General features: G+C 64.0%; 24 protein-coding genes. 10 read left to right on the forward strand and 14 right to left on the reverse strand.

Going from position 1 to position 22,539, the window contains the following annotated elements:
• Positions 1-46 precede the first annotated feature (46 nt).
• The 7 genes from AB7C87_RS22555 to paaA form a co-directional block, all read right to left on the reverse strand.
• Complete coding sequence (locus AB7C87_RS22555; RefSeq protein WP_369731781.1) at positions 47-433, reverse strand: PaaI family thioesterase; 387 nt, start codon at positions 431-433, stop codon at positions 47-49.
• An 87-nt stretch (positions 434-520) separates the two neighbouring features.
• On the reverse strand, positions 521-1,804 hold the full coding sequence (gene paaK / locus AB7C87_RS22560; RefSeq protein WP_369731782.1) for a phenylacetate--CoA ligase PaaK: 1,284 nt from the start codon (positions 1,802-1,804) through the stop codon (positions 521-523).
• 19 nt (positions 1,805-1,823) lie between these two features.
• Positions 1,824-1,991 (reverse strand): 1,2-phenylacetyl-CoA epoxidase subunit PaaE, encoded by a 168-nt coding sequence (paaE, locus tag AB7C87_RS22565; RefSeq protein WP_369731783.1) that lies wholly within the window; start codon positions 1,989-1,991, stop codon positions 1,824-1,826.
• Complete coding sequence (gene paaD, locus AB7C87_RS22570) at positions 1,988-2,398, reverse strand: 1,2-phenylacetyl-CoA epoxidase subunit PaaD (RefSeq protein ID WP_369731880.1); 411 nt, start codon at positions 2,396-2,398, stop codon at positions 1,988-1,990. The genes paaE and paaD overlap by 4 nt, the downstream gene beginning before the upstream one ends.
• Positions 2,399-2,484: 86 nt before the next feature.
• Positions 2,485-3,381, reverse strand: coding sequence for a 1,2-phenylacetyl-CoA epoxidase subunit PaaC (gene paaC / locus AB7C87_RS22575; RefSeq protein WP_369731784.1), 897 nt, complete (start codon positions 3,379-3,381; stop codon positions 2,485-2,487).
• Positions 3,381-3,698, reverse strand: coding sequence for a 1,2-phenylacetyl-CoA epoxidase subunit PaaB (gene paaB, locus AB7C87_RS22580; RefSeq protein ID WP_369731785.1), 318 nt, complete (start codon positions 3,696-3,698; stop codon positions 3,381-3,383). The genes paaC and paaB overlap by 1 nt, the downstream gene beginning before the upstream one ends.
• 2 nt (positions 3,699-3,700) lie before the next feature.
• Complete coding sequence (gene paaA / locus AB7C87_RS22585; protein WP_369731786.1) at positions 3,701-4,642, reverse strand: 1,2-phenylacetyl-CoA epoxidase subunit PaaA; 942 nt, start codon at positions 4,640-4,642, stop codon at positions 3,701-3,703.
• 97 nt (positions 4,643-4,739) lie between these two features.
• Between paaA and AB7C87_RS22590 the strand changes: the two genes are divergently transcribed.
• Together AB7C87_RS22590 and AB7C87_RS22595 are read left to right on the forward strand one after the other, a co-directional pair.
• Positions 4,740-5,378 carry a helix-turn-helix domain-containing protein gene (locus AB7C87_RS22590; RefSeq protein ID WP_369731787.1) on the forward strand — a complete coding sequence of 213 codons (639 nt, stop codon included), beginning with the start codon at positions 4,740-4,742 and terminating at the stop codon, positions 5,376-5,378.
• 121 nt (positions 5,379-5,499) lie between these two features.
• Entirely contained in the window at positions 5,500-5,892 is a 393-nt protein-coding gene (locus tag AB7C87_RS22595) for a PaaI family thioesterase (protein ID WP_369731788.1), read from the forward strand.
• A 101-nt stretch (positions 5,893-5,993) separates the two neighbouring features.
• Here the strand turns inward: AB7C87_RS22595 and AB7C87_RS22600 are convergent, their stop codons facing one another.
• The 4 genes from AB7C87_RS22600 to AB7C87_RS22615 form a co-directional block, all read right to left on the reverse strand.
• Positions 5,994-6,716: an ABC transporter ATP-binding protein gene (locus AB7C87_RS22600; protein WP_369731789.1), complete on the reverse strand. Its 723-nt coding sequence runs from the start codon at positions 6,714-6,716 to the stop codon at positions 5,994-5,996.
• Between the two features lie 55 nt (positions 6,717-6,771).
• Complete coding sequence (locus tag AB7C87_RS22605) at positions 6,772-7,572, reverse strand: ABC transporter ATP-binding protein (RefSeq protein WP_369731790.1); 801 nt, start codon at positions 7,570-7,572, stop codon at positions 6,772-6,774.
• Positions 7,573-9,534, reverse strand: a complete 1,962-nt coding sequence (locus AB7C87_RS22610) for an ABC transporter permease (protein ID WP_369731791.1) — start codon at positions 9,532-9,534, stop codon at positions 7,573-7,575.
• Between the two features lie 84 nt (positions 9,535-9,618).
• Positions 9,619-10,929 (reverse strand): ABC transporter substrate-binding protein, encoded by a 1,311-nt coding sequence (locus AB7C87_RS22615; protein ID WP_369731792.1) that lies wholly within the window; start codon positions 10,927-10,929, stop codon positions 9,619-9,621.
• A 169-nt stretch (positions 10,930-11,098) separates the two neighbouring features.
• On the opposite strand from AB7C87_RS22615, the gene AB7C87_RS22620 reads away from it, so the two are divergent.
• The 5 genes from AB7C87_RS22620 to AB7C87_RS22640 all read left to right on the forward strand — a co-directional run bounded on the left by AB7C87_RS22620 (position 11,099) and on the right by AB7C87_RS22640 (position 16,630).
• Positions 11,099-11,701 carry a GNAT family N-acetyltransferase gene (locus AB7C87_RS22620; protein ID WP_369731793.1) on the forward strand — a complete coding sequence of 201 codons (603 nt, stop codon included), beginning with the start codon at positions 11,099-11,101 and terminating at the stop codon, positions 11,699-11,701.
• Between the two features lie 104 nt (positions 11,702-11,805).
• Positions 11,806-13,092, forward strand: coding sequence for a phenylacetate--CoA ligase PaaK (paaK, locus tag AB7C87_RS22625; protein ID WP_369731794.1), 1,287 nt, complete (start codon positions 11,806-11,808; stop codon positions 13,090-13,092).
• Between the two features lie 118 nt (positions 13,093-13,210).
• The gene (locus AB7C87_RS22630) at positions 13,211-13,669 is read left to right on the forward strand and encodes a MaoC family dehydratase (RefSeq protein WP_369731795.1); all 459 of its coding nucleotides are present in this window, start codon (positions 13,211-13,213) and stop codon (positions 13,667-13,669) included.
• A gap of 747 nt (positions 13,670-14,416) precedes the next feature.
• On the forward strand, positions 14,417-14,935 hold the full coding sequence (locus AB7C87_RS22635) for an Lrp/AsnC family transcriptional regulator (protein WP_369731796.1): 519 nt from the start codon (positions 14,417-14,419) through the stop codon (positions 14,933-14,935).
• A gap of 426 nt (positions 14,936-15,361) precedes the next feature.
• Positions 15,362-16,630, forward strand: a complete 1,269-nt coding sequence (locus AB7C87_RS22640) for an MFS transporter (RefSeq protein ID WP_369731881.1) — start codon at positions 15,362-15,364, stop codon at positions 16,628-16,630.
• Positions 16,631-16,821: 191 nt separating this feature from the next.
• Here AB7C87_RS22640 and AB7C87_RS22645 read toward each other — a convergent pair whose 3' ends face one another.
• Both AB7C87_RS22645 and AB7C87_RS22650 read right to left on the reverse strand, forming a co-directional pair.
• Entirely contained in the window at positions 16,822-17,451 is a 630-nt protein-coding gene (locus tag AB7C87_RS22645; protein ID WP_369731797.1) for a TetR/AcrR family transcriptional regulator, read from the reverse strand.
• A 198-nt stretch (positions 17,452-17,649) separates the two neighbouring features.
• Positions 17,650-18,336 (reverse strand): haloacid dehalogenase type II, encoded by a 687-nt coding sequence (locus AB7C87_RS22650; RefSeq protein WP_369731798.1) that lies wholly within the window; start codon positions 18,334-18,336, stop codon positions 17,650-17,652.
• A gap of 159 nt (positions 18,337-18,495) precedes the next feature.
• On the opposite strand from AB7C87_RS22650, the gene AB7C87_RS22655 reads away from it, so the two are divergent.
• The 3 genes from AB7C87_RS22655 (at position 18,496) to AB7C87_RS22665 (ending at position 21,192) form a co-directional block, all read left to right on the forward strand.
• The gene (locus AB7C87_RS22655) at positions 18,496-19,500 is read left to right on the forward strand and encodes a TIGR04024 family LLM class F420-dependent oxidoreductase (protein ID WP_369731799.1); all 1,005 of its coding nucleotides are present in this window, start codon (positions 18,496-18,498) and stop codon (positions 19,498-19,500) included.
• Between the two features lie 128 nt (positions 19,501-19,628).
• A complete protein-coding gene (locus AB7C87_RS22660) occupies positions 19,629-20,603 on the forward strand; it encodes an AIR synthase family protein (RefSeq protein ID WP_369731800.1) in 975 nt (324 codons plus the stop codon).
• Positions 20,604-20,787: 184 nt separating this feature from the next.
• Positions 20,788-21,192 carry a DUF7522 family protein gene (locus tag AB7C87_RS22665; protein ID WP_369731801.1) on the forward strand — a complete coding sequence of 135 codons (405 nt, stop codon included), beginning with the start codon at positions 20,788-20,790 and terminating at the stop codon, positions 21,190-21,192.
• A 36-nt stretch (positions 21,193-21,228) separates the two neighbouring features.
• Here AB7C87_RS22665 and AB7C87_RS22670 read toward each other — a convergent pair whose 3' ends face one another.
• A complete protein-coding gene (locus tag AB7C87_RS22670) occupies positions 21,229-22,500 on the reverse strand; it encodes a lactate racemase domain-containing protein (RefSeq protein WP_369731802.1) in 1,272 nt (423 codons plus the stop codon).
• Positions 22,501-22,539 lie beyond the last annotated feature (39 nt).

Genomic DNA, 22,539 nt, shown 5'->3' on the forward strand with positions numbered 1-22,539 from the left:
TCATCCGACCTTGAACTCCGGTGATCGGCCGATCTCGCTCCGGTAATCAACCAGTCTTGTAGACGCCGCGTGCGTCGGCGATCAGCGTGTCGTCTTCCGCGGCGAACACGTCGACGTCGACGACGCCGACGTCACCGCCCTGCCGGACGACCTCGGCCTCCGCGTAGAGGTCGCCCGTTCCGGCATCTAAGTAGTCGATGCGCATGTCGATCGTTGGAACCGGCTGGTCGACGAGCGAGACCAACGCCGCGCCGCCGACGGTGTCAGCGAGCGTAAACGTGACACCGCCGTGGGCCATCAACCGATCCTCGTTCCAGGAGAGTTCCTCGCTCATCTCGAGACGACCCTCGGCGTGGCCGTCGGCACACTCCGTGACCTCGATCCCGAGTAACGACGCGAACGGCATCCCTTCGAAGAAGGCTTCGACGTCCATACTCGAGGATGTTCGCGAAGCGTATTAAAACCGACAGCCGCAGACGGCATCCTCGAGTGCCGACGGGTCCGGGTGTCCGCTCGAGCGTCAGCGGCGATCGTACACCCGCCGTGCCTTCCCGACTTCCGTCCGCTCGAGCGCCCCGTACGCGACCAGTTCGAGGCCGTCAGGGTCGATCGACAGCGCGTTCCGAAGCCGGTCGGCGATCCGTTCGCGCAGGCGCTCGCGGTCGCCGTCGAATCCCTCGACGAGTTCCAGGGTCACCTCGAGTCTATCCATCGATCCCTCACGATACAGGTCGATACGGTAGTGTGGGGCGACGTCGTCGAACTCGAGGACGACGGCCTCGATCTGGCTCGGATAGAGATTGATGCCGCGGACGATCAGCAGGTCGTCGGCGCGGCCGGTGACGCTGTCCATGCGCGTCGTGATCCGCCCGCATTCGCACTCGTCGGTGGTGAGCGCAGTCAGATCGCCGGTGCGATACCGGAGGACGGGAAGTGCTTCCTTCGAGAGCGACGTCAACACGAGTTCACCTTCCTCGCCCTCGGGGAGCGGCTCCCCGGTCTCGGGGTCGACGACCTCGGGGTAGAAGTGATCCTCTTGGACGTGCATCCCGTTCTGGGCTTCGCGACACTCGACGGCGACGCCGGGGCCGATCAGCTCCGAGAGACCGTAGTTCTCGATCCCGACCGCGTCCAGGCGCTCTTCGATCTCCTCGCGCATCGGCTCGGTACACGGCTCGGCCCCGTAGAGCACCGTCGAGAGCGGGAGGTCACGCGGATCGACGCCCATCTCCTCGGCGGTTTCGGCGACGTACAGCGCATAGGAGGGCGTACAGCAGAGCGCGTCGCTCTCGAGGTCGCGGGCCAGTTCCACCTGCCGCCGGGTGTTGCCGCTGCTCGTGGGGATCACCGTCGCGCCGAGTTCCTCCGCACCGGCGTGGAAGCCGAGACCGCCGGTGAACAGTCCGTAGCCGTAGGCGTTCTGGACGGTGTCGTTCGGTTCGATACCCGCCGCGTCCATCGAACGGGCCATCACCTCGTTCCAGACGTCGAGGTCGGCCTCGGTGTAGGCGACGATCTTGGGTTTGCCCGTCGTGCCGGAGGAGGCGTGGATGCGGCGGACGTCGACGTCGTCGACGGCGAAGAGGCCGTCCGGATACTCGGCACGGAAGTCCTCCTTCGTTGTGAACGGCAGCGCCTCGAGGTCGTCGACTTCCTCGACGTCGTCGGGATCGACGTCCGCATCGTCGAGCGTCGCCCGATAGAAGGGGACGTTCTCGTAGCTGTACCGGACCGTCTCGCGGAGCCGTTCGTTCTGACGGTCTCGTAAGACGTCGCGGGACGTGAACTCGAGGGAGTCCGTCATGCGTGGCGCGATCACGTTGCTACTCGAACCGTTCGAACGGCTGGTCACAGCCGTTGCAGTAGTGCATCGATCGACAGAGCGACGGCCCCTTCGGGTGCTCGCGGACGGTGTTCGTCGAGGCGCAGTACGGACACTCCGCGCCGGCGTCATCGCCGCCCGTCTCGACGCTTGGATCCGTCCGTCTCATACGCTCAACCCGAACTCCCGGAGGTCGTCCTTACCCGATTCGGTGACCATCTCGACCGTCCACTCGGGGCTCCAGACCAGCCGAACTGCGGCCGCGTCGATTCCCTCGAGCCCGGCGACGGACGCCTCGACCTCCGTCGTGAGCATCTCCCGGGCCGGACAGCCCGAATAGGTGAGCGTCATGTCGACCGTCGCCTCGCCGTCCTCGACGTCGATACCGTAAATCAGCCCGAGGTCGACGATGCTGATCGGCATCTCGGGATCCTCGATCGCGTACAACGTGTCCCAGACGTCGGCCTCGAGGCCGGTCGCACCCTCACCCGTCGCCGGGAGCGCCTCCGCGGCCTCTCCCTCGCGATACTCCGTGTAGGCGCAAGGCGTCGCCGCTCCGTCGGAATTCGGATCCATCGCGCCGTCGAGACCGCCATCGGGTTCGCGTTCGGAATCCGGTTCGCGTTTGGGGTCGGTGTCGCGGTCGGACGTGTTTTGGCTCATCAGTCGGGTTTCTCCATGATCTTCGTCGTCTCAGAGCGCTCGAGTTCTCGGTAGGTGTGGGTCAACTCGTCGTGGAGGTCGAACCAGGCGTCGGTGTGGGTGCCGTCCCGGCCGCGTTCGTCGGGAAGCATCTCCTCGGTCACCTCGAACGGAGCGCCATCGTCACTCGAGTCGTCTTGTTCGGTAGCGCCGTCCCCTCTGTCCTCCTGGGCGACCGGAACGACCAGATCGAGCGACTCGAGGAAGGGGACGACGATCGACAGCCACTCCTCGCCCATTTCCTCGAGCGTCGCGGTCCGCAACTCGAGGTCGACGATATCGTCCTCGACGCTCGGATTGACCGGTTCGAACACCGTCAGTGCGTGTGGGAACAGCCGATCGAGCGCGTCTTGCAGGTGTTCGTGACCCTCTTCGCCCTCCGCCAGGCGCTCGAGCCAGTTTTGTGCGTGCTCGCGGTGGTACTCTTCCTCGCGTTGGATCTTGCCGACGCGGTCGGCGATCTTCGGGTACGAGGAGTCAGAAAGCGCCTCGAGTCGGAGTGCTTCGGCGGTGTCGTAGAGGTACGACCGGACCACTGCGTCGGCCCACTCGCCCTCCCGGAAGGGGAGTTCGACGAGCGTGCTGTGGCGGAAATCGGTTGGGTCGCGCTCGTAGACCAACTCGCGTTCCTCGAGGCCGACGTCCTCGAGGACGTCGTACCAGAGGCGAGCGTGGCCGAGTTCGTCCTGGGCGTTGTTCGAAAGCGCCAGGTCCGACTCGAGCGTGGGCGCGCGGACCTGCCACTCGGTGTAGCGCTCGGCGAGGACGAACTCGTCGTCGCCAAGCCGCTTCAGCAGGGTCTCGAGCGCCGCTCGTTCGCGGGCGTCCATGGCGTCGGGATCGAGCGTCTCGGCCATCAGTCGTCACCCCGTCCGCGCTCGGCTTCGGCCTGTTCGTCCTCCGATTCGACGACCTCCCGCGCATCGGCGCCGGTCGTGCGGTAGGTCGTCGCCCACCGGTAGCTCTTGTCCGTTGTGCCGCCGAAGGCGACGTCTTCGGCGTCGATCTCGCCGATCTCGTCTTTGGGGACGACCCAGAGGCTGTTGGTCGGCTTGCGCCGGCCGTGCTGGATGGCGGCGAACTGTTTGGCCATCTCGCGATCCGGCGCGTGGACGTTGCCACAGTAGGTGTGATACTCGCCCTGTGACTCCTGTCGGAACACTTCCCAGATCATGATCAGTCTGCCGCCTGGAGCTCGTGGCCGCCGGAGGCGGCCCCGTCGCCCTCGATCGTGTCTCGAACCCACTGAACGGCCTCCTGTGCGGCCTTCCGGCCGTCGATCTGGCCCAATCCGGGTTCGTACTCGTTTTTCGCGATCGCGAAGAACTCGTTCCAGTCGAGGTCGCCCTCCTCGACCTCGTAGGTCCCGTCGTCACGCTCCCGGATTCGGGGTTCGTCGGGGATCTCGAGGCCGTAGCTCCTCGCTTTCGGGATGTACTGGTCGAGGAAGGCGTTGCGAAGCTCGTCGTTGGACTTCTGTTTGAGTCCCACCGACGCGGCGAAGTCGTGGTGGGTGCTCTTGTCGTCGGTCGGCCCGAAAAACTGGATGATCCGGGGCCACCACTCCTCGAACGCCTCCTGAGTCAGCCGCTGTTCCTTGCGCGAGCCCGTCATGAGCTCCTCGAGGATGTTCTCGCCGTGTTTGACGTGAAAGCCTTCCTCGAAACACACCTTGTCCATGGCGTGGGCGTAGGGCTCCCAGCTAGTCCGTCGGAGCGTCGCTTGCCGGCGCATCGCCGCTCCGTCGACGAAGAAGGCGATCATCGGCGTCTCGACCCACTCCTCCATCGGGTAGTGAAAGCAGTTCAAGAACTTGCCGTCGCCGTTGGCGAGGTCATCTAACATCTCCTCGCGCGTCTTAACGCCCAGCGACTCGGCGGCGCGATAGAGCAACTGGCCGTGGCCGATCTCGTCTTGGACCTTCGCCGAAAAGGCCAATTTTCGGTCGATACTCGGCGCCTGCCGGATGAACGGCCGCTCGAGATACGCCCCCATGATCTCGCTGTTGGCGTGGAACTCGATCATCCGGGTCGCCGCCGTCCGGTACTCCTCGGGGAGGTCGTCCGCCGGATCGAACGCCCGCGGCCCCGCTCGCTCTTTGACTGTCTCGAGATCCATTGGTTCGTTTTAATTGTGGTCGGTTATTCCCTTAGCCGTTGACCCCTATATAACGAGGTTTTAAATACCGGTCCGTCGTTAAGCCGTACGCGTTCGCATGATCGAGGAGTGTCTCGCCGTCGAGTGCCGGATCCGGAACGACGATTGTCCGCTCGCCGAAGCGACCGGAACGGTCGACCTCGAGGTGCGCGCACAACCACCTCAGCGCCGATCGGACGACTACGAGTTGCTCCAGTTCAGTTCGCCCCGCTGTGAACCTCTCACGCGGATACTCGACGACGACGACCGCATCTCGTACCTGCACGTCTCGCGAACCGACGGGCGCTCGCGCTATCGCTGTCTCTCGAAACACCCCTGCGTGGTCCGTGAGCTGATCGACGGCGGCCTCATCATCGAGACGCTCCGATACCGGGACGGCGAGGCGACGGTCTTCGGCGCCATCGTCGGTCGCGACGCGCTCAAGGGAGTCATGGCCGCGGCGGGTGAGACCGTCGGCGTTACTCTCGAGCGGGTCTACCCACTTCAGTCGGAGGCGGAGGAAGCGCCGAGCCAGCGCTGGGATCTGACACCCGCCCAGGAGGAGTGTATCCGAACCGCCCTCGAGATGGGCTACTTCGAGATTCCCCGTCAGGCGTCCTCGGAGGCCGTCGCCGCCGAACTCGGTATCAGCAAGTCCGCGTTCTTAGAGCGGCTTCGGCGGGGTGAGGAGGTACTGTTCGAACAACTCTTTCGTTGACTTCGAGGTCTATCGCTGACCCGAACACTGTGCAGGGAGTCGGCGAACTGTCGAACGCTCGCGATCGGTCTGGTGTCGGTGGGTCAGTAGATACTTCCACCCCCGTGTCGGAAGTTACCATATGCCCGACGTCGATGCGATGCGTAAGCGAATCGAAGCGGACGCCTACTGCGAGACGCTCGGGATCGAACTCGTCTCGCTCGAGGCGGGGGCCGCGACCACCCGTCTCGAGATCACCGAGGCGCTGACGAACTTCCACGGGACGCCACACGGCGGGGCGATCTACTCGCTGGCCGACGCGGCGTTCGCCGCCGCCTCGAACTCCCACGGGGAGACGGCCGTCGCACTCGAGACGAACGTCTCGTATCTCGAGGCGGTCGACGTGGGAACGACGCTCACCGCGAGTGCAGAAGAGACCCACGTCGGCCGGCAAACGGCGGAGTACGAAGTCGTCGTCACGGGCGAGGACGGCGAGCGGGTCGCGACGTTTCGCGGTCGCGTATACAAGCCTTGACACACTCCGCGGAACGAGCGGTTCGAGCGGTGCCGTCGGACGGACTGCTGTCTCGATCGATCGTACGGCCGCGCCCATCTTGTGGCCACACCGCGTCCGTATCAGGCAGTGACGCCGAGATACCTGTCGAGGATCTCCTCGTCGGCCTCGAGTTGCGCCGATGTTCCCTCGTAGACGATCTCACCCTGGTCGATAACGTAGTTTCGGTCGGCGAGTTCGAGGCAGACGTGGACGTTCTGTTCGACCAGTAAGACGGTGATCCCGCGGTCGTTCAACCCCTCGACGATCTCCATTACGTCCTGGACGATGTAGGGAGCGAGTCCCTCCGTGGGTTCGTCGAGCAAAACGAGATCGGCACCGCCGACGAGTGCGCGGCCGATCGCGAGCATCTGCTGTTCCCCGCCCGACAGCGACGACCCCGGATTGCTGGCCCGGGCGTTCAGGTTCTCGAACGTCTCGAGGGCTTCCGTGACCGAGATCGAGTCGGCCTCCGGCGCGCCGCCGTGGGCCGCGATCTCTAGGTTCTCCCGGACCGTCAGTTCGGGGAAAATCCGTCGATCCTCGGGGACGAACGCGAGCCCACGTGTCGCCGTCTCCGTCGGCTCGAGCGTCGAGATGTCCTCGCCGTCGTAGATGATCGCCCCGTCGGTAGGGGTCAAGATACCCATGATCGTCCGGAGGGTCGTCGTCTTGCCGGCACCGTTGCGGCCGACGAGCGAGACGATCTCGCCCGCCTCGACCGACAGCGACAGGTCCCTGAGGACCTGCGTCTCGCCGTACCCCGAGTCGACCGCATCGACGGCGAGTAAGGGATCGGCGCTCATTCGAGCACCTCCTCGAGGGAGTCGCTCGTTCGATCAGATCTCTCGAGAGAACCGGTCATTCGATCATCCCTCCGAGGTACGCCTCCTGAACCTCGCGGTTCGCCGCGATGTCGTCGGGGGTCCCCTCCGCGAGGATCTCGCCGCGATTCAAGACGGTGATGCGATCGGAGAGATCCATCACGAGTTCGATGTCGTGTTCGATCAACAACAGCGTTCGGTCCTCCAGGACGCGCTCGATCAGGTCGATCGTCGCCTGGGTCTCCTCGACGCTCATCCCCGCGGTCGGCTCGTCGAAGAGGACGAGGTCGGGATCGGTCGCGAGGACGACGCCGATCTCGAGGCGGCGTTTGTCGCCGTAGGCGAGCGCGTCGGCTTCCTCCTCGGCCAGTGCCTCGAGGCCGACGCGTTCGATCACCTCGTCGGTCCGCTCGTTCATTCCCGGATAGCGGTCGGTCGGCTTGAACAGCGCCTCGAGGACGTTGTACCGATCGCGTTCGACCGACTGGGCGGCCAGTCGCACGTTCTCGCGAACGCTCAGTCCACCGAAGATATTCGAAATCTGGAACGAGCGACCGATCCCCCGCCGAACCCGATCGGACGGCGAGAGCGACGTGATCTCGTCGTCGTCGAAGTAGACGCTCCCTTCGGTGGTTCGGAGTGCCCCGGTTACGAGGTTGAACAGCGTCGTCTTGCCCGCGCCGTTGGGTCCGATGATGCTCCGAAACTCACCCCGCCGGACCTCGAGGTCGACCTGGTCGACCGCGGTGAATTGGCCGAAGCGTTTCGTCAGTCCCTCCGTCCGAAGGATCGTTCGTCCGGTTTCGATTCCCTCCGTCGTCCGAGTTTCAAGAGCCATCTAATCGTCACCTCGTGCGCTCGATTCGTCCGGCGTCGGTCGCGGACCCGGGCCGGAGCCACCGGAGACGTACGGTGCGAGTTGGGCTGGAAGCGACACCAGCCCCCGCGGGAGGAAGATGACGAACAGGACGAAGATCGTCCCGAGGACGAGGCGCCATCGCGCCGTAAAGCCGGTCAACAGCTCCTCTAGACCGAAGAAGACGGCCGCTCCGATGATCGGTCCGTACAACGTCCCCATGCCGCCGAGGATAACCATCACGATCACCTCGCCGGAGTGAAGCCAGTAGGCAAACGACGGCGTCGCGTAGCCGGCGTTGAGCGTGAACAGCCCGCCGGCGAGCCCCGCGAGCGCCCCGCTGATGACGAACGCTCGACGCTTGTAGACCGTCGTCTCGTAGCCGAGAAACGTCGCCCGCTGTTCGTTCTCGCGGATCGACTTGAGCACCGATCCAAAGGGCGACTCGAGCATCCGGCGGGTGAGCAAGAAGGCGACGACGAGCGCTCCAAGGGCGACGTAGTAAAACAGCGACTGGCCGGTCAACATAACCGGGCCGACGAAGATCGCGATCTCGGAGAGTTCGACGCCGGCTCCAGCGAGCCCGTAGTACGTCGAGAGGCCGAACAGCCCCTCGGAGCCGCCGGTGATATCGAGACGGTAGAGGGTGTTGTAGAACAGTTCGGCGAACGCGAGCGTGATCATCGCGAAGTAGACCCCGGAGACGCGGATCGAGAGGTAGCCGACGAACCACGCGATGGCGGCCGAGAGGGCGATCGCCAGCGCGAGCGCGACGAACGCCGAGGCGCTGACGTGTATCAAGACGAGCGCGACGGCGTACGCCCCGAGCGCGTAGAACAGCGCGTGGCCGAGCGAGACCAGTCCCGTATATCCCATCACGAAGTCCAGACTGAGCGCGAACAGCCCCCAGATGATGATCTCGATCATCAGCGTGACAGCGTACGCGGAGTACAGCGTTCCGGCACCGAGCGGAATTATCGCCAGGAGGCAAATCATACCGAGTCCGAGCCGTCTCCGGGTCCGCGACTCGAGTATGCCGCCGCCGGAGCCGGTCAACAGGTCGCCGCCGTCTTCTTCCATCTCGACGCCGAACAGTCCCCGCGGCCGGAGCAAGAGGACGGCGATCATCAACAGGAAGATCACGAGCCCCTCGAGGATGGGAACGTACGTCCGCAAGGTCGTCTGGATGATCCCGACGAGCAGGCCGCCGACGACGGCGCCTTTGAAGCTCCCGAGGCCGCCGAGGACGACGATGACGAACGCCGGGATGATGATCGACATCCCCATCTCGGGGCTGACGGTCTGGTAGCCGCCGAGGATGATCCCGGCGACGGCCGCCAGCGCCGCCCCCATGCCGAAGACGAGCGAGTAGTAGCGGTCGATGTCGATGCCGAGGTTCCTGACCATCGCTCGGTCTTGGGAGCCCGCACGGACGATCAGCCCGTATTTCGTGTACTCGAGGAGGGCCCAGACGGCGAGAGCCATCGCGGCGCCAAAGCCGATGATGAAGAGGTTGTAGACGCTGGCGTTGAGCCCGAAGACGCCGATCGTCCCGGAGAGGATCGCGGGCGTCGAGAGGCTGACGTTGCCCGTCCCCCAGACGAGGTAGATCAGGTCGTTGATCACCAACACGAGCCCGAACGTCAGGAGGATGTGATAGAGCGGGTTCCTACCATAAAGCGGCTGGACCGTATAGCGTTCGATCGCGACGCCGACGAGGCCGACCAGAAGCGGCGCGACGAGCAACGCGACGAAGAAGCCGGCCCCGCCGAAGGGAACGACCAGCGCCAGTGCGAAGTACGCCCCGAGCGCGAACAGTTCGCCGTGGGCGAAGTTGATGACGTGCATGACGCCGAAGATGACCGACAGTCCAGCCGCTAGCAGAACGTAGACGACGCCGATCGTCAGCCCGTCGATCAGTTGCTGGAGGATCGTTCCGATCATCGGTGCGTGACCGCCTCCGGGCCGGAATCGCGATCGTTGACATCTCGCTCGAGACCGGCGCAGTTCATCCCTCGCTCGAGATCGTTACAGGTCACATCCAGTGTCCTCGCAGTCGGGGGCGGCCTCCTCGCCGGAGAGCTCCTCGAGCAGTTCGACGTCCGCGAGTTCGCCTTCCTCGGGTTCGACGCACTCGCCCATCCAGACCGGGTTCATCGCCTGCTGGTCGCACGGTCTGAACTCGTTCGGTCCGAATATCGTCTCCTGTTCCAGTCCCGGGAGTGCGTCCTTGACGACCGTTGGATCGTCGGAACCGGCCTCCTGAATGCCGTTTGCGACCATCCGGATCGAATCGTACCCCACCCGGGAGAAGTTGTCCGGCACGTCGTCGTAGGCCGCTTCGTAGGATTCGACGAACTCCTGGTTGTCGCCCGTCTCGAGGTCTGGAACGTATCGGACGCCGCTGTAGATATCGTATGCACCTTCGCCCGCACCGGCCCTGACGGCGTAGAACGAACCGGTCGTCGTCACGATCGGAATCTCGTCTTGCAGGCCGCGGGCCTCCGCCTGCGAAAGAAAGATCGCAAGATCGGCACCGGTCATGCCGACGACGAGCGCGTCCGCCTCGTCGCTGGCGCTTGCGATCTGGCTGATGAACGCCTCGAAATCCGTCGATCCCGGATCGGAGCGGGTGACGTCGACCTGCTCGTAGGAGTCGCTGATCGCTTCCATCCGGATTTCGACTTCTTCCAGGACGGAGTCGCCGTAGGCGTAGTCCGCGATGTGATAGAAGATCCGATCGCCGAGTTCGTCGGCGGTCCACTGAGCCATCACCTCCGCGATCTGGGCGGTGTTCGTCTCGAAGCGGAACACGTACTCGTTGCACTCCGAACCCGTGATCGAGACGTCCGCCGCACCCGGCGTGTAGACGACCTCGTTTTCCAGCGCGAAGTCGTTGATCGCGAGCGCCGCCGAACTCGAGATACAGCCGGTGATAAACTGCGCGTCGTCGGACTGGACCGCCTGTTCGGCGCGCTGAGTTGCGGTTGCGGGATCGAGTTGTGTGTCGTACTCGCTGTACTCGATCGTGAAGTCGTACTCGTCGCTCTCGTTGATCTCCTCGATCGCCAGTTCGGTTCCCTGGTGGCGCTCCTCCGCGAGGTCGCTGAACTCACCCGTGAACGGCTCGAGAACCCCGAATTGCACCGTATCGAACTCCGTTTCGGTCTCGTCGGGATCGCCGTCGTCGGTCTCGGGATCGTCGGTACCGTTCCCATTGCCAGCCTCCTCGGGGTCGCCAACACAACCCGCGAGTCCGAGCAGTCCGGCCGCCCCACCAGCCGTCACGGCCTCGAGAACCTGGCGCCTGCTCCCCTGGTGTGTGCCATCTCGGGACATACCTTCAGTAGATTACAAGAGGTCATAAAAATCGACCCCTATTTGTCGTGGTTTTATATGATGGTTGTGGCAGGTATCGACACTCGATCACCGCCGGGTATGGTGGCTCGAACACCCGCCGAACCGGTTCGGGCCGACGTTGATTGTGTGTGCATACCAATGTCGTGGTATGACCACACCGACCGACACCTGCCCGGCCTGGGATGCGACGCGGTGTGATGGAACGCCGAGGTGTCCACCTCGTTGCCCACGGTTCGTCGACGAGCAGGGGGATCCGATGCTCGTCGAACCACTCACGTCGACACGGCTCGACGACCTCGTCGACGTGTACGACGCGTATCCGGAACGACACCGATCGATGGGGCTCCCACCGATCGGCCGCGAGCGAATCGAAACCTGGCTCGAGCGGTTGGTCGAACGCGGAACTGCGCTGGTCGCGGTGAACGACGGCCGGGTCGTTGGCCACGCCGCGTACGCTCCGTCGTCGAGCGCCGAAGCGCACATGGTCGTCTTCGTCGATCCGGCGTTTCACGGCCGCGGGATCGGAACCGAACTCTGTCGTCACGTCGTTGCGACCGCCGCTGACGCCGGACACGACGCGCTGTTGCTCGACGTTGGCGGAGAGAACGAGCGGGCGCTTTCTCTCTACCGGCGGCTGGGATTCGAGACGATCGATCGGAGTGGAAACGACTTCCGGATGCGTCTTTGTTTCGACGATCCGATCGTCGAGCGCGTCCAGCGACCGCCCGCGTTGCGGTCGATCGAGGCCTGAATCGAGCGAAATCGGTTGTCCGTACTATCAGTTCCGATCTCTCTCAGCGGTGTGTGCACATACCACATTATTTTTGGTGAGTGATATCGGATTGGTGGTTGCACATGAGTTATACTGAAATCGAGAGGGCACCGCGAGCGGAGATTCGTGACCGACAGAACGAACGGCTCCGCGAGACGGTCACCCGCGCCTACGAGAACGTCCCCTTCTATCGGGAGCGTCTCGACGATGCGGGCGTCGATCCCGACGACGTCGAGGGAGTCGACGACCTCGAGGCGCTCCCGTTTACGACGAAAGCGGACTTTCGTGCGGAGTACCCCGACGGTCTCTTCGCCGTCGACGACGCCGACGTCCGCCGCATCCACGCCTCCTCCGGCACGACGGGCAAACCGAAGATCGTCGCCTACACCGAGGCCGACCTCGACGTCTGGAGCGAGGTCGTCGCCCGCTGTCTCGTCGCCTCGGGTGTCGAACCGGGCGACACCGTCCAGAACGCCTACGGCTACGGCCTCTTTACGGGTGGCCTGGGCCTCCACTACGGTATCGAGGAACTCGGTGCGACGGTGATTCCGATCGGCGGCGGGGCAACCCAGCGCCAGGTCGAACTGCTCGAGGACCTCGAGGGCGATGCGCTCTGTTGTACGCCGTCGTACTCGCTGTACCTCGCGGAGACGGCCGCCGAGATGGGCGTCGACGTCCGCGATCTGCCGGTGTCGACGATCATTTTCGGTGCCGAACCGTGTACGGATCCGATGCGCGAGGAGATCGAGGAGCGTCTCGGCGTCACCGGGATCGACATCTACGGTCTCTCCGAAATCATCGGTCCGGGCGTCTCGAACGAGTGTCACGAAGCCCAAAACGGGCTTCACGTCTGGGAGGACCACTTCTACCCCGAGGTGATCGACCCGGAGAGCGGCGAAGTGCTTCCCGAAGGCGAGGAAGGGGAACTCGTCTTGACGACGCTGACCAAAGCGGCCCTCCCCGTCCTCCGGTATCGGACCGGCGATCTCACCTCGCTCACGTCCGAGCCCTGCGAGTGCGGCCGGACGATGGTCAGAATGGACAACGTCACCGGCCGCGCCGACGACCTCATTGTCGTCCGGGGGGTCAACCTCTACCCGAGCCAGATCGAGGACGTCGTCCTCGAGTTCGACGCCGTTGCCCCTCACTATCGCATCGATCTCCACCGCGACGGAGCGCTCGATCGAATGGAACTCACGATCGAACGCGAACCGAATTTCGACGGCGAGGTCGAGGAACTACGCGAACGCGTCCACGCGCGACTCTCGAGCGTGCTCTCGTTCACGCCGGACGAACTGGTCGTAGCCGACCCCGGCGGGATCGACCGAACCGAAGTCGGGAAAGTAAAGCGGGTGTACGACCACCGATGACGCGTCACTGGGTGCTTGCCGGCGAAGTTGGGCACTCGACGCCGTGACCGAAGCCAACCGCGACTCGCGCGATGGTACTCGACGGAACGTATTTGTGGCACGATTCGGTTGAGTACGTATGGCATACAGCTACGAGCCCCACCACTTCGAGGAGTTCGAGGTCGGCCAGGAGTTCGAGAGCGTCGGCCGCACCGTCACCGAAGCGGACTTCGTCGCTCATTCGGCGCTGAGCGGCGACTGGACGGAACTGCACACGAACGCCGAGTACGCCGAGGACGGCCCCTTCGGCGAACGGATCGCCCACGGTCCGATGACGTTCGTCCACGCGACGGGGTTCGTCTACCGGTGTGGGATCGTCGAACGAACGGCGTACGCCTTCCTCGGGATGAACTACATGGATCTCCCGAACCCCGTCTACATCGGAGATACGCTCTCGCTCGAGATCGAAGTGACCGACAAGAACGACGTCTCTCACGACGACGCGGGAATCGTCGTACTCGACACCGTCATGACGAACCAGGACGACACCGTCGTCTTCGAAGGGGATATGAAATTCCTCATCAAGCGCGAGGAGTGACTCGCTCGAGTCGTGCGGTTTGGTGGATCGTCTCGTCATCAGAACGATCTCTCCCCCGTTGGGGCACACCTGGCCACAGCGCCTGTACTCCCTGCTGGTTTGGCGCCGACAGTTAGTGTCTGAATTCCGGTAGATGAATCTATGTGACTGTTTGAAATTATGTTATGGGAAAAATCATATCGGTGTATGTGCGGTCCGTCGAAAATCCGATAGAGCGAACATAACGTTCGGTGTGGACGGTTCGTCTCGTCCGTTTTTGCCACACACGGCGATCTGGGCGCGCTCCGTGTTCGTTTTCGAAAGTAGTACAACTCCTGCCGGGATCGGCTCGCTCACTGCGTAACCAGCATCCTCTCCTTTCGTTCGAGTCTCTCGACTCGGTCACCATTAGGACCCAAGACTGCGATACAGACTCGACACTTCGACGACGGGCGGATCACTCGAATGAAATTATATAATTTCAGTTACCTGATCGAAACCACTAATACAATAAAATAATATACTTCCCTTATTGACGTGGCTATAATGAATGGTCTCTCCTCGGAAATGTTTCCCAAATAATCTTTACAGTGGAAACGAAACGAACCGATGGGTGGAGACAGTGTACACCGAAACTGGGGACGCGGTTGATCGGCGCCGGACCAAATGGATTCTGCCCACGCGGAGTGATAGTCCGGATATGGGCGCCTCGAGGAGCACTCGGCGAATCGAACACGCAATCAGACCACGGCAGACCACTTCGAAGCTATGAACGACACACCGAACTGGACGTTCAAGGATCGCGATATCGCGATTCTGTGTGAACTCTCGGAAGATCCACAGCTTTCCTCCCGAGAACTGACCGACGTACTGGCGGAGCGCTACGACATCGACGTCTCACACGTCACCGTCAGCGAATCGATTCGACGAATGCGTGATCAGGGCGTGTTTCGAGAAGCGATCATCCCGAACGAGGAGTACTACACGTTCGCACTGTTCGAGTTCAAGTTCAACCCCGAGAACTTCGCCGACAACTGGCGAGACGCGATGGAGTACGTCCGGGACGACAAACACACCCTGTTTTTCTTCCTCTCCGACGGCGAGTACCAGTGGAAGGCGATCATGATGTTCCGGAGTCGAGCGGACGTCTCCCGGTGGATCCACGAGTTCTACAAGGAACACGGCGAGTTCGTCGCGAACTTGCGAAACTCGGTCGTCCACAACGTCCTCAAGTTCCGAACCGATCCACAGATCTACGAAGACCTTCGGGAGACCGTCGACGACTGATTTGGTTCCCGTCCCGGTCGACCACACACTCACGATCCGTTTCGACCGTCGACGACGGTACTCGATGCACTCGAGCATTCGCCGTACTCGGCCGCTCCCTATACCTGGTCGTTCCCCGTACTCGGCCGCTCCCTATACCTGGTCGTTCGCCGTGTCTAGCCGTTTCCCACATCTGGTCATTCTCCCCATCCGACCGTTTTGTGGGGGTATACACATCCAAAACCCTTTTCAACGGATCTGACTAACTGGTTAGCTAGATGCGTACCGTCGCGACAACCGGAGACGAACGTCGTCTCGAGGATGCTCTCCGAGCCGATTCGGCCGAGAGCCAGAACGGAGTTTCCACACGCGAGGCCCGATAGCGTGGGCTCGAGGATTGGGCGGCTCGTCGGCCGAATTCCGTCCGCGAGCGACGCGGACCCAGGGATGTACGTCGTGGTCGCCGCGGTCATCATGAGTACGTTCTTCGTCGGATTCGGTGGCGGCGTGATCTTCCCAATCTTGCCGAACCTCGGCGTATTACTCGGCATTTCACCCGTTCTCGTCGGACTGATCCTCAGCGCGAACCGGTTTTCTCGACTGTTCGCGAACGCACCGGCGGGAGTGCTCGTCGACCGCGTCGGAACGCGGACGCCGTTCGTCGTCGGCATGGTCGTCCAAAGTGTCGCCACCTTCGGTTACGTCGTCGCGATGGTCGCCGCACGACCCGAACTGTGGTTTCTCCCCGACCTCCCGGAAGCGTGGTTTCTCGGCTCTCGCGTTATCTGGGGGGTTGGAAGCGCGTTCGTCTTCGCGACGGCGTACACGATCGCCGCCGACGTCAGCGACGGCACCTCGAGGGGCGCGAACATGGGCTTGATCAGGGGTGGCATTCTCTTTGGCTTCCCGAGTGGCGTCGTCATCGGCGGGATTATCAGCGAGTTCTGGGGTACCGTCGCCGCGTTCGCAGTTGCAACCGCCTTCGCGGTCGTCGCGAGCGGCGTCGCGTACGCGACGATTCCAGAGACACACGTCGAGGGCGACGAACACCGGTCGGTAAAACCGTGGGACGTCGACGTCAGCGTGCCGGCGCTGACGGTCGGCTTCGTCAACTTCGCCGTCCTCTTTGCCTACCTCGGTGCGTTGTTCTCGACGCTCGTCCTCTTTCTCGATCACAACGACCTCGGCGTCTTCGGGTTCGATGCCCAGGCGTCGTCGGGGATCTTCATGGCGGTAACCGTCCTCTCGGCCGCGGCGTTCATGTTCCTCGGCGGCTACGTGAGCGATCGCCGGGGTTCGCGTATTCCGATTCTCGTCACGTTCCTCGGAACGACGTTCGCTGGATTCGTCCTGCTCGCGTTCGCCGACTCGATTCTCACACTCGTCGTCGCGTGTCTGTTCATCGGTGCCGGCCAGGGCGGAACGAGCGGACCGCTGATGGCGTTGCTCGCGGATCTGACGCCCGACGAACGGATGGGTCGAGCCGTCGGAACCAACAACGTTCTCGGCGACGTCGGCGGCGGACTCGGGCCCCTTGCAACCCTGCCGCTGATCGAGGTGGTCGGCTTCGGACCGATCTACGTCGTCTGCGCGCTCCTCCCCGTCCTCGCCGGCCTCGTCCTGCTCGCCGGCGTCCACCACGAGACGGGTCAGTTCCTGCCGAACGTCGAACTGGAGGTGCCGGGCGCGGAGCGGTCGTCGGATCACGCCGACTGATACGGATTACTGTCCCGATGTCCCGGCGGTGAGTCGAACCGTGTGAGACGAGTCTCGGTAGAGGAGTGCAGCGAGTCCACCGTTGCAACCGCGACCCGGGCGGCGGTTGCGCCGGAACTGACTGACAGGAAACCGTATGACGGCTCGGAGTGACCGACCTTCGTTGACGGTCGCCGAGGGAAACCGCCGGATCACGTCGATTCGACGGCCGATTCCGAGCGGCGAAGCCAGCCGTCGATGACCGCCTCGAGGCTCTCTCGAGTCCCGTCGGCGATATCGTCGCGCTGGAGCGTCACCTGGTAGATGCGCGCGCCGTTGAGGCAGGTGAGCAACAGCGTCGCCACGAGTTCCGGCTCGACCTCGCGGAATGTTCCATCGTCGATTCCCTCCTCGACGATCGCGACGAGCGTCGCTTCGACCGTCTCGTAGTTTCGGGTGAGCTGTCGTCGAAACTCCTCGTTGTACGGCGCTTCGGTGCGGACCTCGAGAAGCGCGGTCATCAACTCCCAGTGGTCGAACTCGCCGCGCTCGGGTGGGCCGAACAGGAGCGTTTCGATCAACGTCCGGAGCCGTTCGTCGGGATCCGCCCGCTCGTCGACGGCGATGTTCTGCTCGAACGCTTCGAGCAAGTACTCGAGGAAGGCGACGAGGAGGGCCTCCTTCGTGTCGTAGTGGTAGTGGATGACGCCTTTCGTCTTGTCGAACTCGTCTGCGATCGCCTGGGTCGTCAAGTTCGCGTAGCCGTGCTTACAGAGCGCCCGATAGGTCGCTCGCATGATGGCCTCCTGCGTGTCGATCCCCTCGTCGCTGTCCGTTCCCATTCAGTTCAATCGTTGCACAATACCAGCAAAAGGATTTGGATCGGGACTCGTCCCAAAGCGGGCCTGACTCGAGCGGAGCCACGGACGGTTTGTCGCGATCGGTACGGTTCTCCGTCTCATACGGATTACTGTCGCGATGTGCCGTGAGACCGCCGCTCGGGTCGCACTCTCACCGGAACTGACCGACAGTAAACCGTCTCAGTCGACGTCGAGTTCGTCGGTCAACGCGTACAGCGAATCGATCTCGAGGTTCGGTTCCGGGCCGTACGGATGTGCGGGACGACCCTCTCGGTTGAGCCAGACGCCTTGCATTCCCGCGTTCTGTGCGCCTTGGACGTCGAAGGTGACCGCGCTCACGTGAACGGTACGATCGACGGGAACGCCCGCCCGTTCGGCCGCGTAGCCGTACAACTTCGCGTGTGGTTTGAACGTCCGAATATCGTCCGCGCTGACGACTGCCGAGAGGAGATCCCCGACCGCGAGCGTCTCGACCATCGCCTCGAGCATCGCCATGTCGCCGTTCGAAATCACGTACGGGTCGTATCCCGCCGCCACGAGGTCGGCCAGCGCGGGCGCGACGTCGTCGAACGGCTCGAGATCGTAGTACACCTCGTTGATCGACTCGATCTCCACCGGCGTGAGGTCGAGACCGAACAGGTCAGCGGCGTACTCGAGTCCCATCCGGTGGCAGTCGTAGTACGTCTCGTACTCGTCGAGGAAGTTAGCCAGCATCGAGTACTCCAGGGCTTGTCGCCGCCAGACGGTCGCGATGCGTTCCGGATCGTCGATCCGGTCTGGAAGCGCTTTCTTCGAACTCTCTACGTCGACCAGCGTGCTGAACGAGTCGAACGCGACCGCCTCGATTGCGTCGGTGTCGAGTCCCATACGACGACCTCTCCGCGGTGAATCTTCAACTGAGCGGTAGCCCGGAGTCGGTTCTCGGTTCGATACTGCTGGAGAGTACCGACCAACCGTCGATCCGCACTCGAGGGGAAAATCGGCGAAACGATTACCGTCCAGGGGGCCGCCTCTTCGATGAGAGCGATGACCGACAGAGCGATCCACCTTCCAGTCGCCGCCCAGCCCTCGATCGACTCGCTCGCCGATTACGCCCGGCGGGCCGAAGACGACGGTTACGACTGCGTGTGGCTTCCCGAGACGTGGGGTCGGGATGGCGTGACCGTCCTGACCGCGATCGCCGAACGAACCGACGACGTTGGAATCGGCTCGAGCATCCTCAACGCCTATTCGCGGTCGCCGGCACTGCTCGGCCAGACCGCGGCGACGCTTCAGGAGGTCTCCGACGGACGATTTCGTCTCGGTATCGGGCCGAGCGGCCCCGCCGTGGTCGAGAACTGGCACGGCCTCGAGTACGGCAACCCGCTCAGGCAGACCCGCGAGACGGTCGAAATCGTCCGGCAAGTGCTCTCCGGCGATCGCGTCGAGTACGACGGCGACGTGTTCTCGCTGTCGGGCTTTCGACTCCGCTGTGAGCCGCCGGAGCCGACGCCGCCGGTGGAGGTGACCGGCATGGGGCCGAAGGCGGTCGAACTCGCCGGCCGCTTCGCCGACGGCTGGCACGCGATCATGCTCACGCCCGACGGCGTCGCGGATCGACTCGAGGATATAGAGCGCGGCGCCGAACTCGGCGACCGCGCTCCGTCGGCGGTTCGCGTCACCGTCGGCGTCACCTGCTGTGCGCTCGCAGACGCCGAACGCGCGCGGAATCTCGCCCGCCAGCATACGGCATTTTACGTCGGCGGAATGGGGACGTTCTACCGGGACGCGCTCGTTCGCCAGGGCTACGACGAGGCCGCGGTGGTCCACGAGGCCTGGCAGAACGGCAATCGAGAGCGCGCACTCGCGTCCGTCTCCGACGACCTCCTCTCCGACCTCTGTGCCGCCGGCGACCTCGAGACCGCACGCGAGCAACTCGAGCGCTTCGAGAGACTCGAGGGAGTCGACGGGGTCGCGGTCAGTTTCCCGCGCGGTGCGAGCGAAGACGAGATCGAAGCGACGATGGACGCGCTGGCTCCCGGCCAGAGCTGACCCCTCCGTTCTCGACCTCGCCTGCGCGTTGGCTGACCTCGACCTCAGCGGCACGTTTGCCGACCTCGAGTGAGACGGCCGACCCGGATGCCGACAGCTACAAACCGCCGATCGTCCCAGTTCGTCGTATGCCCGGGAAGGTTCCGCCGAACGAGTTACTCGAGTGCGTGTTCGATCGGACTGGCAGTGCCGACGAGACGGTCATCCAGGGGCCGGCGGACGGGGAAGACGCCGCGGCGATCGACTGGCCCGGCGGCGACCTCGTCGTCAGCTCCGACCCGATCTCGCTGGCCGCCTCACAGGTCGGTACGCTCGGCGTCTACGTCGCCTGTAACGACGTCGCCGCCTCCGGTGCCGATCCGCGCTGGCTCACCGTCGTCGTCATGCTCCCCGACGAGGGGACGTCACTCGAGACGATCGCGACCGATCTCGACGCGGCCGCCGCCGAGGTTGGCGCGTCGATCGTCGGCGGCCACTCCGAGTACGTCGACCAACTCGAGCGACCGCTGGTCTCGCTGACCGCGATGGGCGCGACTCGGCGGTACGTCCCGACCGGTGGGGCCGAGCCCGGCGACGCGGTCGTCGTCACGAAGGGTGCCGGTATCGAGGGGACGGCGATCCTGGCGGCCGATTTCGGCGACGAACTCGGCGTCGAAGACGCGGTCCGCGAGCGCGCGACGTCGCTTTTCGAGGAGATCAGCGTCGTTCCCGACGCGAATATCGTTCGCGAGCACGCGACGGCGATGCACGATCCGACCGAAGGCGGCGTCGCGGCCGGTCTCCTCGAACTCGCACGAGCGTCTGGCGTTCGACTCGAGGTCGAGCGCGACGCGATTCCGGTCCGCTCGGAGACCGAGACGCTGTGTGAGGCGGCGGGCGTCGATCCGCTCCGAATCTTCGGTTCCGGCGCGTTACTCGCGACGATGCCGGCCGACCGCGTCGAGAACTGTTTGGAACGTCTCGAGCGGGCGGGACTCGAGGCCGCGGAGATCGGTCTCGTTCGCCGCGGCGAGCCGGAACTCGTCCTCGGCGGCGAGTCGATCTCCGATCCCGTGACTGACGACCTCTATCCGCTGTGGGAGTCCGCAGACGCGGACGAGTGAATCGGACCTCGGAGTGATCGTGGCTCGGACGGAGCCGACTTCTCGCGGGGAGAATTTTCCGAGCGAACGTTCTTCCGAGGCGATATCTCTCCGAGGGGACTAACCGTTCGTGGCCCTCTATGGAAATGCCTAACGACCATAGGATATTTCTGCTACTGCCTCCCTTTATCATTCAGGAGCACTTATGTCTACTGTACGACCCACAGCGCGAACGGTCTGGGATGCGGTTTACGACCGGATTGGGGACGACCTTCGCGCCGTGATCCGGTACCAGCCGAGGGACTGGGAATCGGTGATGCGCGACGACGTGCGCGAACGGTACGCCCAACGCGATACGCAAGCGATCGTCGACCAGACGATCGTCGGCCAGTTGAGCTACGGACGCCAGGAGAGTGCGTTCGAGTCGGGCTCGTTGAACGCACTCGTTCAGGTGTTCGAGGACGCGTGGATCGTCTCGTGTCCGGACTCGACCGGCCGGAAATCCGGCGTTCTGATCTCGATCGAACGCGACGGCGAGGCGGCGACGATGGCCGACGTCCAGTGGTGTATCGACCTCCTCGAGCAGGGCGTCGATCGACTCGTCGCCTGAGCGGATTCTGTAACTGTTTATCGGCGAATATGGGTCTCAGCCGTCGACGAACAGCGTGTTCAACGCGTCGGGAACGACCAACACGTCGTCGCCGGACTCGAGTGCGTCGGTGACGTGGGGCTTTGCCCGCATGAGACACTCCTCGACGACCGACGGGGAGTCGGTATCGGTCACGACGATGTCGTGATCGCGGAGGACGCGAGCGACGACGAACGCACGCTGGGCGCCGGATTCGTACCCTCGTCTCATCTCGCCGTAGAGTGAGTCGGGGTCGTCGGCGTCCCGAAGCCGCCGATAGAATCGCGCTTCGCCGGTGCCGTCGCCCGCCCCTTCGGAAAGCGCCGCCGGAACGACGAGCCGGCCGCCGGGACGAACCGGGTTTCGATCCCCCAGTGCGACGTAGGTTCCACCGCGTGTCGCCTGGTAGAGGTTCGCGTCTTTGGGCGCGCCGACGCCACAGACGACCGCGTCGAACTCCCGATCGATCGGAACCGAGAGGGCGTCTCGAGCGACGTCCGCGAGTTCGCGAACGATCCGCCGACCCTCGCCCGCTCGCACGCCGAGGACGCCGGACGGGCCGTACGCGAGGTTGAGCGAGAAGTCGACGCCGACCAGATCGCCCGCGCGGTCGAGCGTCTCGCGAAACGGGTTTCCGTCGAGGCGACCGAGTCGAACGCCGTCGTGGACGAGCATCTCCGGACCGTGCGTGTAGCCGATCAGCGACTCGCTCCCGGCGCCGATGACGACGGTCTTCGCGCCGCCGCTGAAGCCGGCGTACTGGTGGGGCTCGACGACGCCCGTCGAGAGCACCGTGTCGGCGGCCGCGACCGGTTCGCCGATCTCGACTGGAACGCCGTCGGCCGTCGGTCCGTCGCCGGCCCCGGTCGAAACGTCGTCCGCGCCGCCGATCCGCCCGACTTCGACGACGGCGTCGGGGTCGTGGTTGACCGCGAGGTCGGCGTGTTCGCCGAGCATCGACTCGATTTCGTCGTCGGTCATCGGTCGATGCAATCCCAGTCCGATCACCACCGTCACCCGCTCGCGGTCGACGCCGCACGCGAACAGCCCCTCGAGCAAGACCTCGAGCAGGACGTCGTCGGGCGCCTTTCGGGTGACGTCGGTGACGACGATCGCGACGTCGTCGTCGGAGTCGACTCTGGACGCGAGCGACGGGCCGAGTGGCTCCTCGAGTGCGCGTTCTGCGGCCCGGCGGACGTCGACGGGATCGCCGCCGGACGGTTCGGCGATCGTCACGTCGTACTCGGAGAGTTCAACGTCGACGGTTTCCGTGCCCAGGGGGAGTTCCATACCGTCCTCATGGGGCGGTGAGTAAAAGCGACGGTGGTC

Source organism: Natrarchaeobius versutus, assembly GCF_041205745.1.
Classification (GTDB): domain Archaea; phylum Halobacteriota; class Halobacteria; order Halobacteriales; family Natrialbaceae; genus Natrarchaeobius; species Natrarchaeobius versutus.

Bases quoted from the DNA above. Each gene is read 5' to 3' on its own strand.
- AB7C87_RS22555 (WP_369731781.1), bottom strand. From the start codon at position 433: ATGGACGTCGAAGCCTTCTTCGAAGGGATGCCGTTCGCGTCGTTACTC.
- paaK (WP_369731782.1), bottom strand. From the start codon at position 1,804: ATGACGGACTCCCTCGAGTTCACGTCCCGCGACGTCTTACGAGACCGT.
- paaE (WP_369731783.1), bottom strand. From the start codon at position 1,991: ATGAGACGGACGGATCCAAGCGTCGAGACGGGCGGCGATGACGCCGGC.
- paaD (WP_369731880.1), bottom strand. From the start codon at position 2,398: ATGGATCCGAATTCCGACGGAGCGGCGACGCCTTGCGCCTACACGGAG.
- paaC (WP_369731784.1), bottom strand. From the start codon at position 3,381: ATGGCCGAGACGCTCGATCCCGACGCCATGGACGCCCGCGAACGAGCG.
- paaB (WP_369731785.1), bottom strand. From the start codon at position 3,698: ATGATCTGGGAAGTGTTCCGACAGGAGTCACAGGGCGAGTATCACACC.
- paaA (WP_369731786.1), bottom strand. From the start codon at position 4,642: ATGGATCTCGAGACAGTCAAAGAGCGAGCGGGGCCGCGGGCGTTCGAT.
- AB7C87_RS22590 (WP_369731787.1), top strand. From the start codon at position 4,740: ATGATCGAGGAGTGTCTCGCCGTCGAGTGCCGGATCCGGAACGACGAT.
- AB7C87_RS22595 (WP_369731788.1), top strand. From the start codon at position 5,500: ATGCCCGACGTCGATGCGATGCGTAAGCGAATCGAAGCGGACGCCTAC.
- AB7C87_RS22600 (WP_369731789.1), bottom strand. From the start codon at position 6,716: ATGAGCGCCGATCCCTTACTCGCCGTCGATGCGGTCGACTCGGGGTAC.
- AB7C87_RS22605 (WP_369731790.1), bottom strand. From the start codon at position 7,572: ATGGCTCTTGAAACTCGGACGACGGAGGGAATCGAAACCGGACGAACG.
- AB7C87_RS22610 (WP_369731791.1), bottom strand. From the start codon at position 9,534: ATGATCGGAACGATCCTCCAGCAACTGATCGACGGGCTGACGATCGGC.
- AB7C87_RS22615 (WP_369731792.1), bottom strand. From the start codon at position 10,929: ATGTCCCGAGATGGCACACACCAGGGGAGCAGGCGCCAGGTTCTCGAG.
- AB7C87_RS22620 (WP_369731793.1), top strand. From the start codon at position 11,099: ATGACCACACCGACCGACACCTGCCCGGCCTGGGATGCGACGCGGTGT.
- paaK (WP_369731794.1), top strand. From the start codon at position 11,806: ATGAGTTATACTGAAATCGAGAGGGCACCGCGAGCGGAGATTCGTGAC.
- AB7C87_RS22630 (WP_369731795.1), top strand. From the start codon at position 13,211: ATGGCATACAGCTACGAGCCCCACCACTTCGAGGAGTTCGAGGTCGGC.
- AB7C87_RS22635 (WP_369731796.1), top strand. From the start codon at position 14,417: ATGAACGACACACCGAACTGGACGTTCAAGGATCGCGATATCGCGATT.
- AB7C87_RS22640 (WP_369731881.1), top strand. From the start codon at position 15,362: ATGTACGTCGTGGTCGCCGCGGTCATCATGAGTACGTTCTTCGTCGGA.
- AB7C87_RS22645 (WP_369731797.1), bottom strand. From the start codon at position 17,451: ATGGGAACGGACAGCGACGAGGGGATCGACACGCAGGAGGCCATCATG.
- AB7C87_RS22650 (WP_369731798.1), bottom strand. From the start codon at position 18,336: ATGGGACTCGACACCGACGCAATCGAGGCGGTCGCGTTCGACTCGTTC.
- AB7C87_RS22655 (WP_369731799.1), top strand. From the start codon at position 18,496: ATGACCGACAGAGCGATCCACCTTCCAGTCGCCGCCCAGCCCTCGATC.
- AB7C87_RS22660 (WP_369731800.1), top strand. From the start codon at position 19,629: ATGCCCGGGAAGGTTCCGCCGAACGAGTTACTCGAGTGCGTGTTCGAT.
- AB7C87_RS22665 (WP_369731801.1), top strand. From the start codon at position 20,788: ATGTCTACTGTACGACCCACAGCGCGAACGGTCTGGGATGCGGTTTAC.
- AB7C87_RS22670 (WP_369731802.1), bottom strand. From the start codon at position 22,500: ATGGAACTCCCCCTGGGCACGGAAACCGTCGACGTTGAACTCTCCGAG.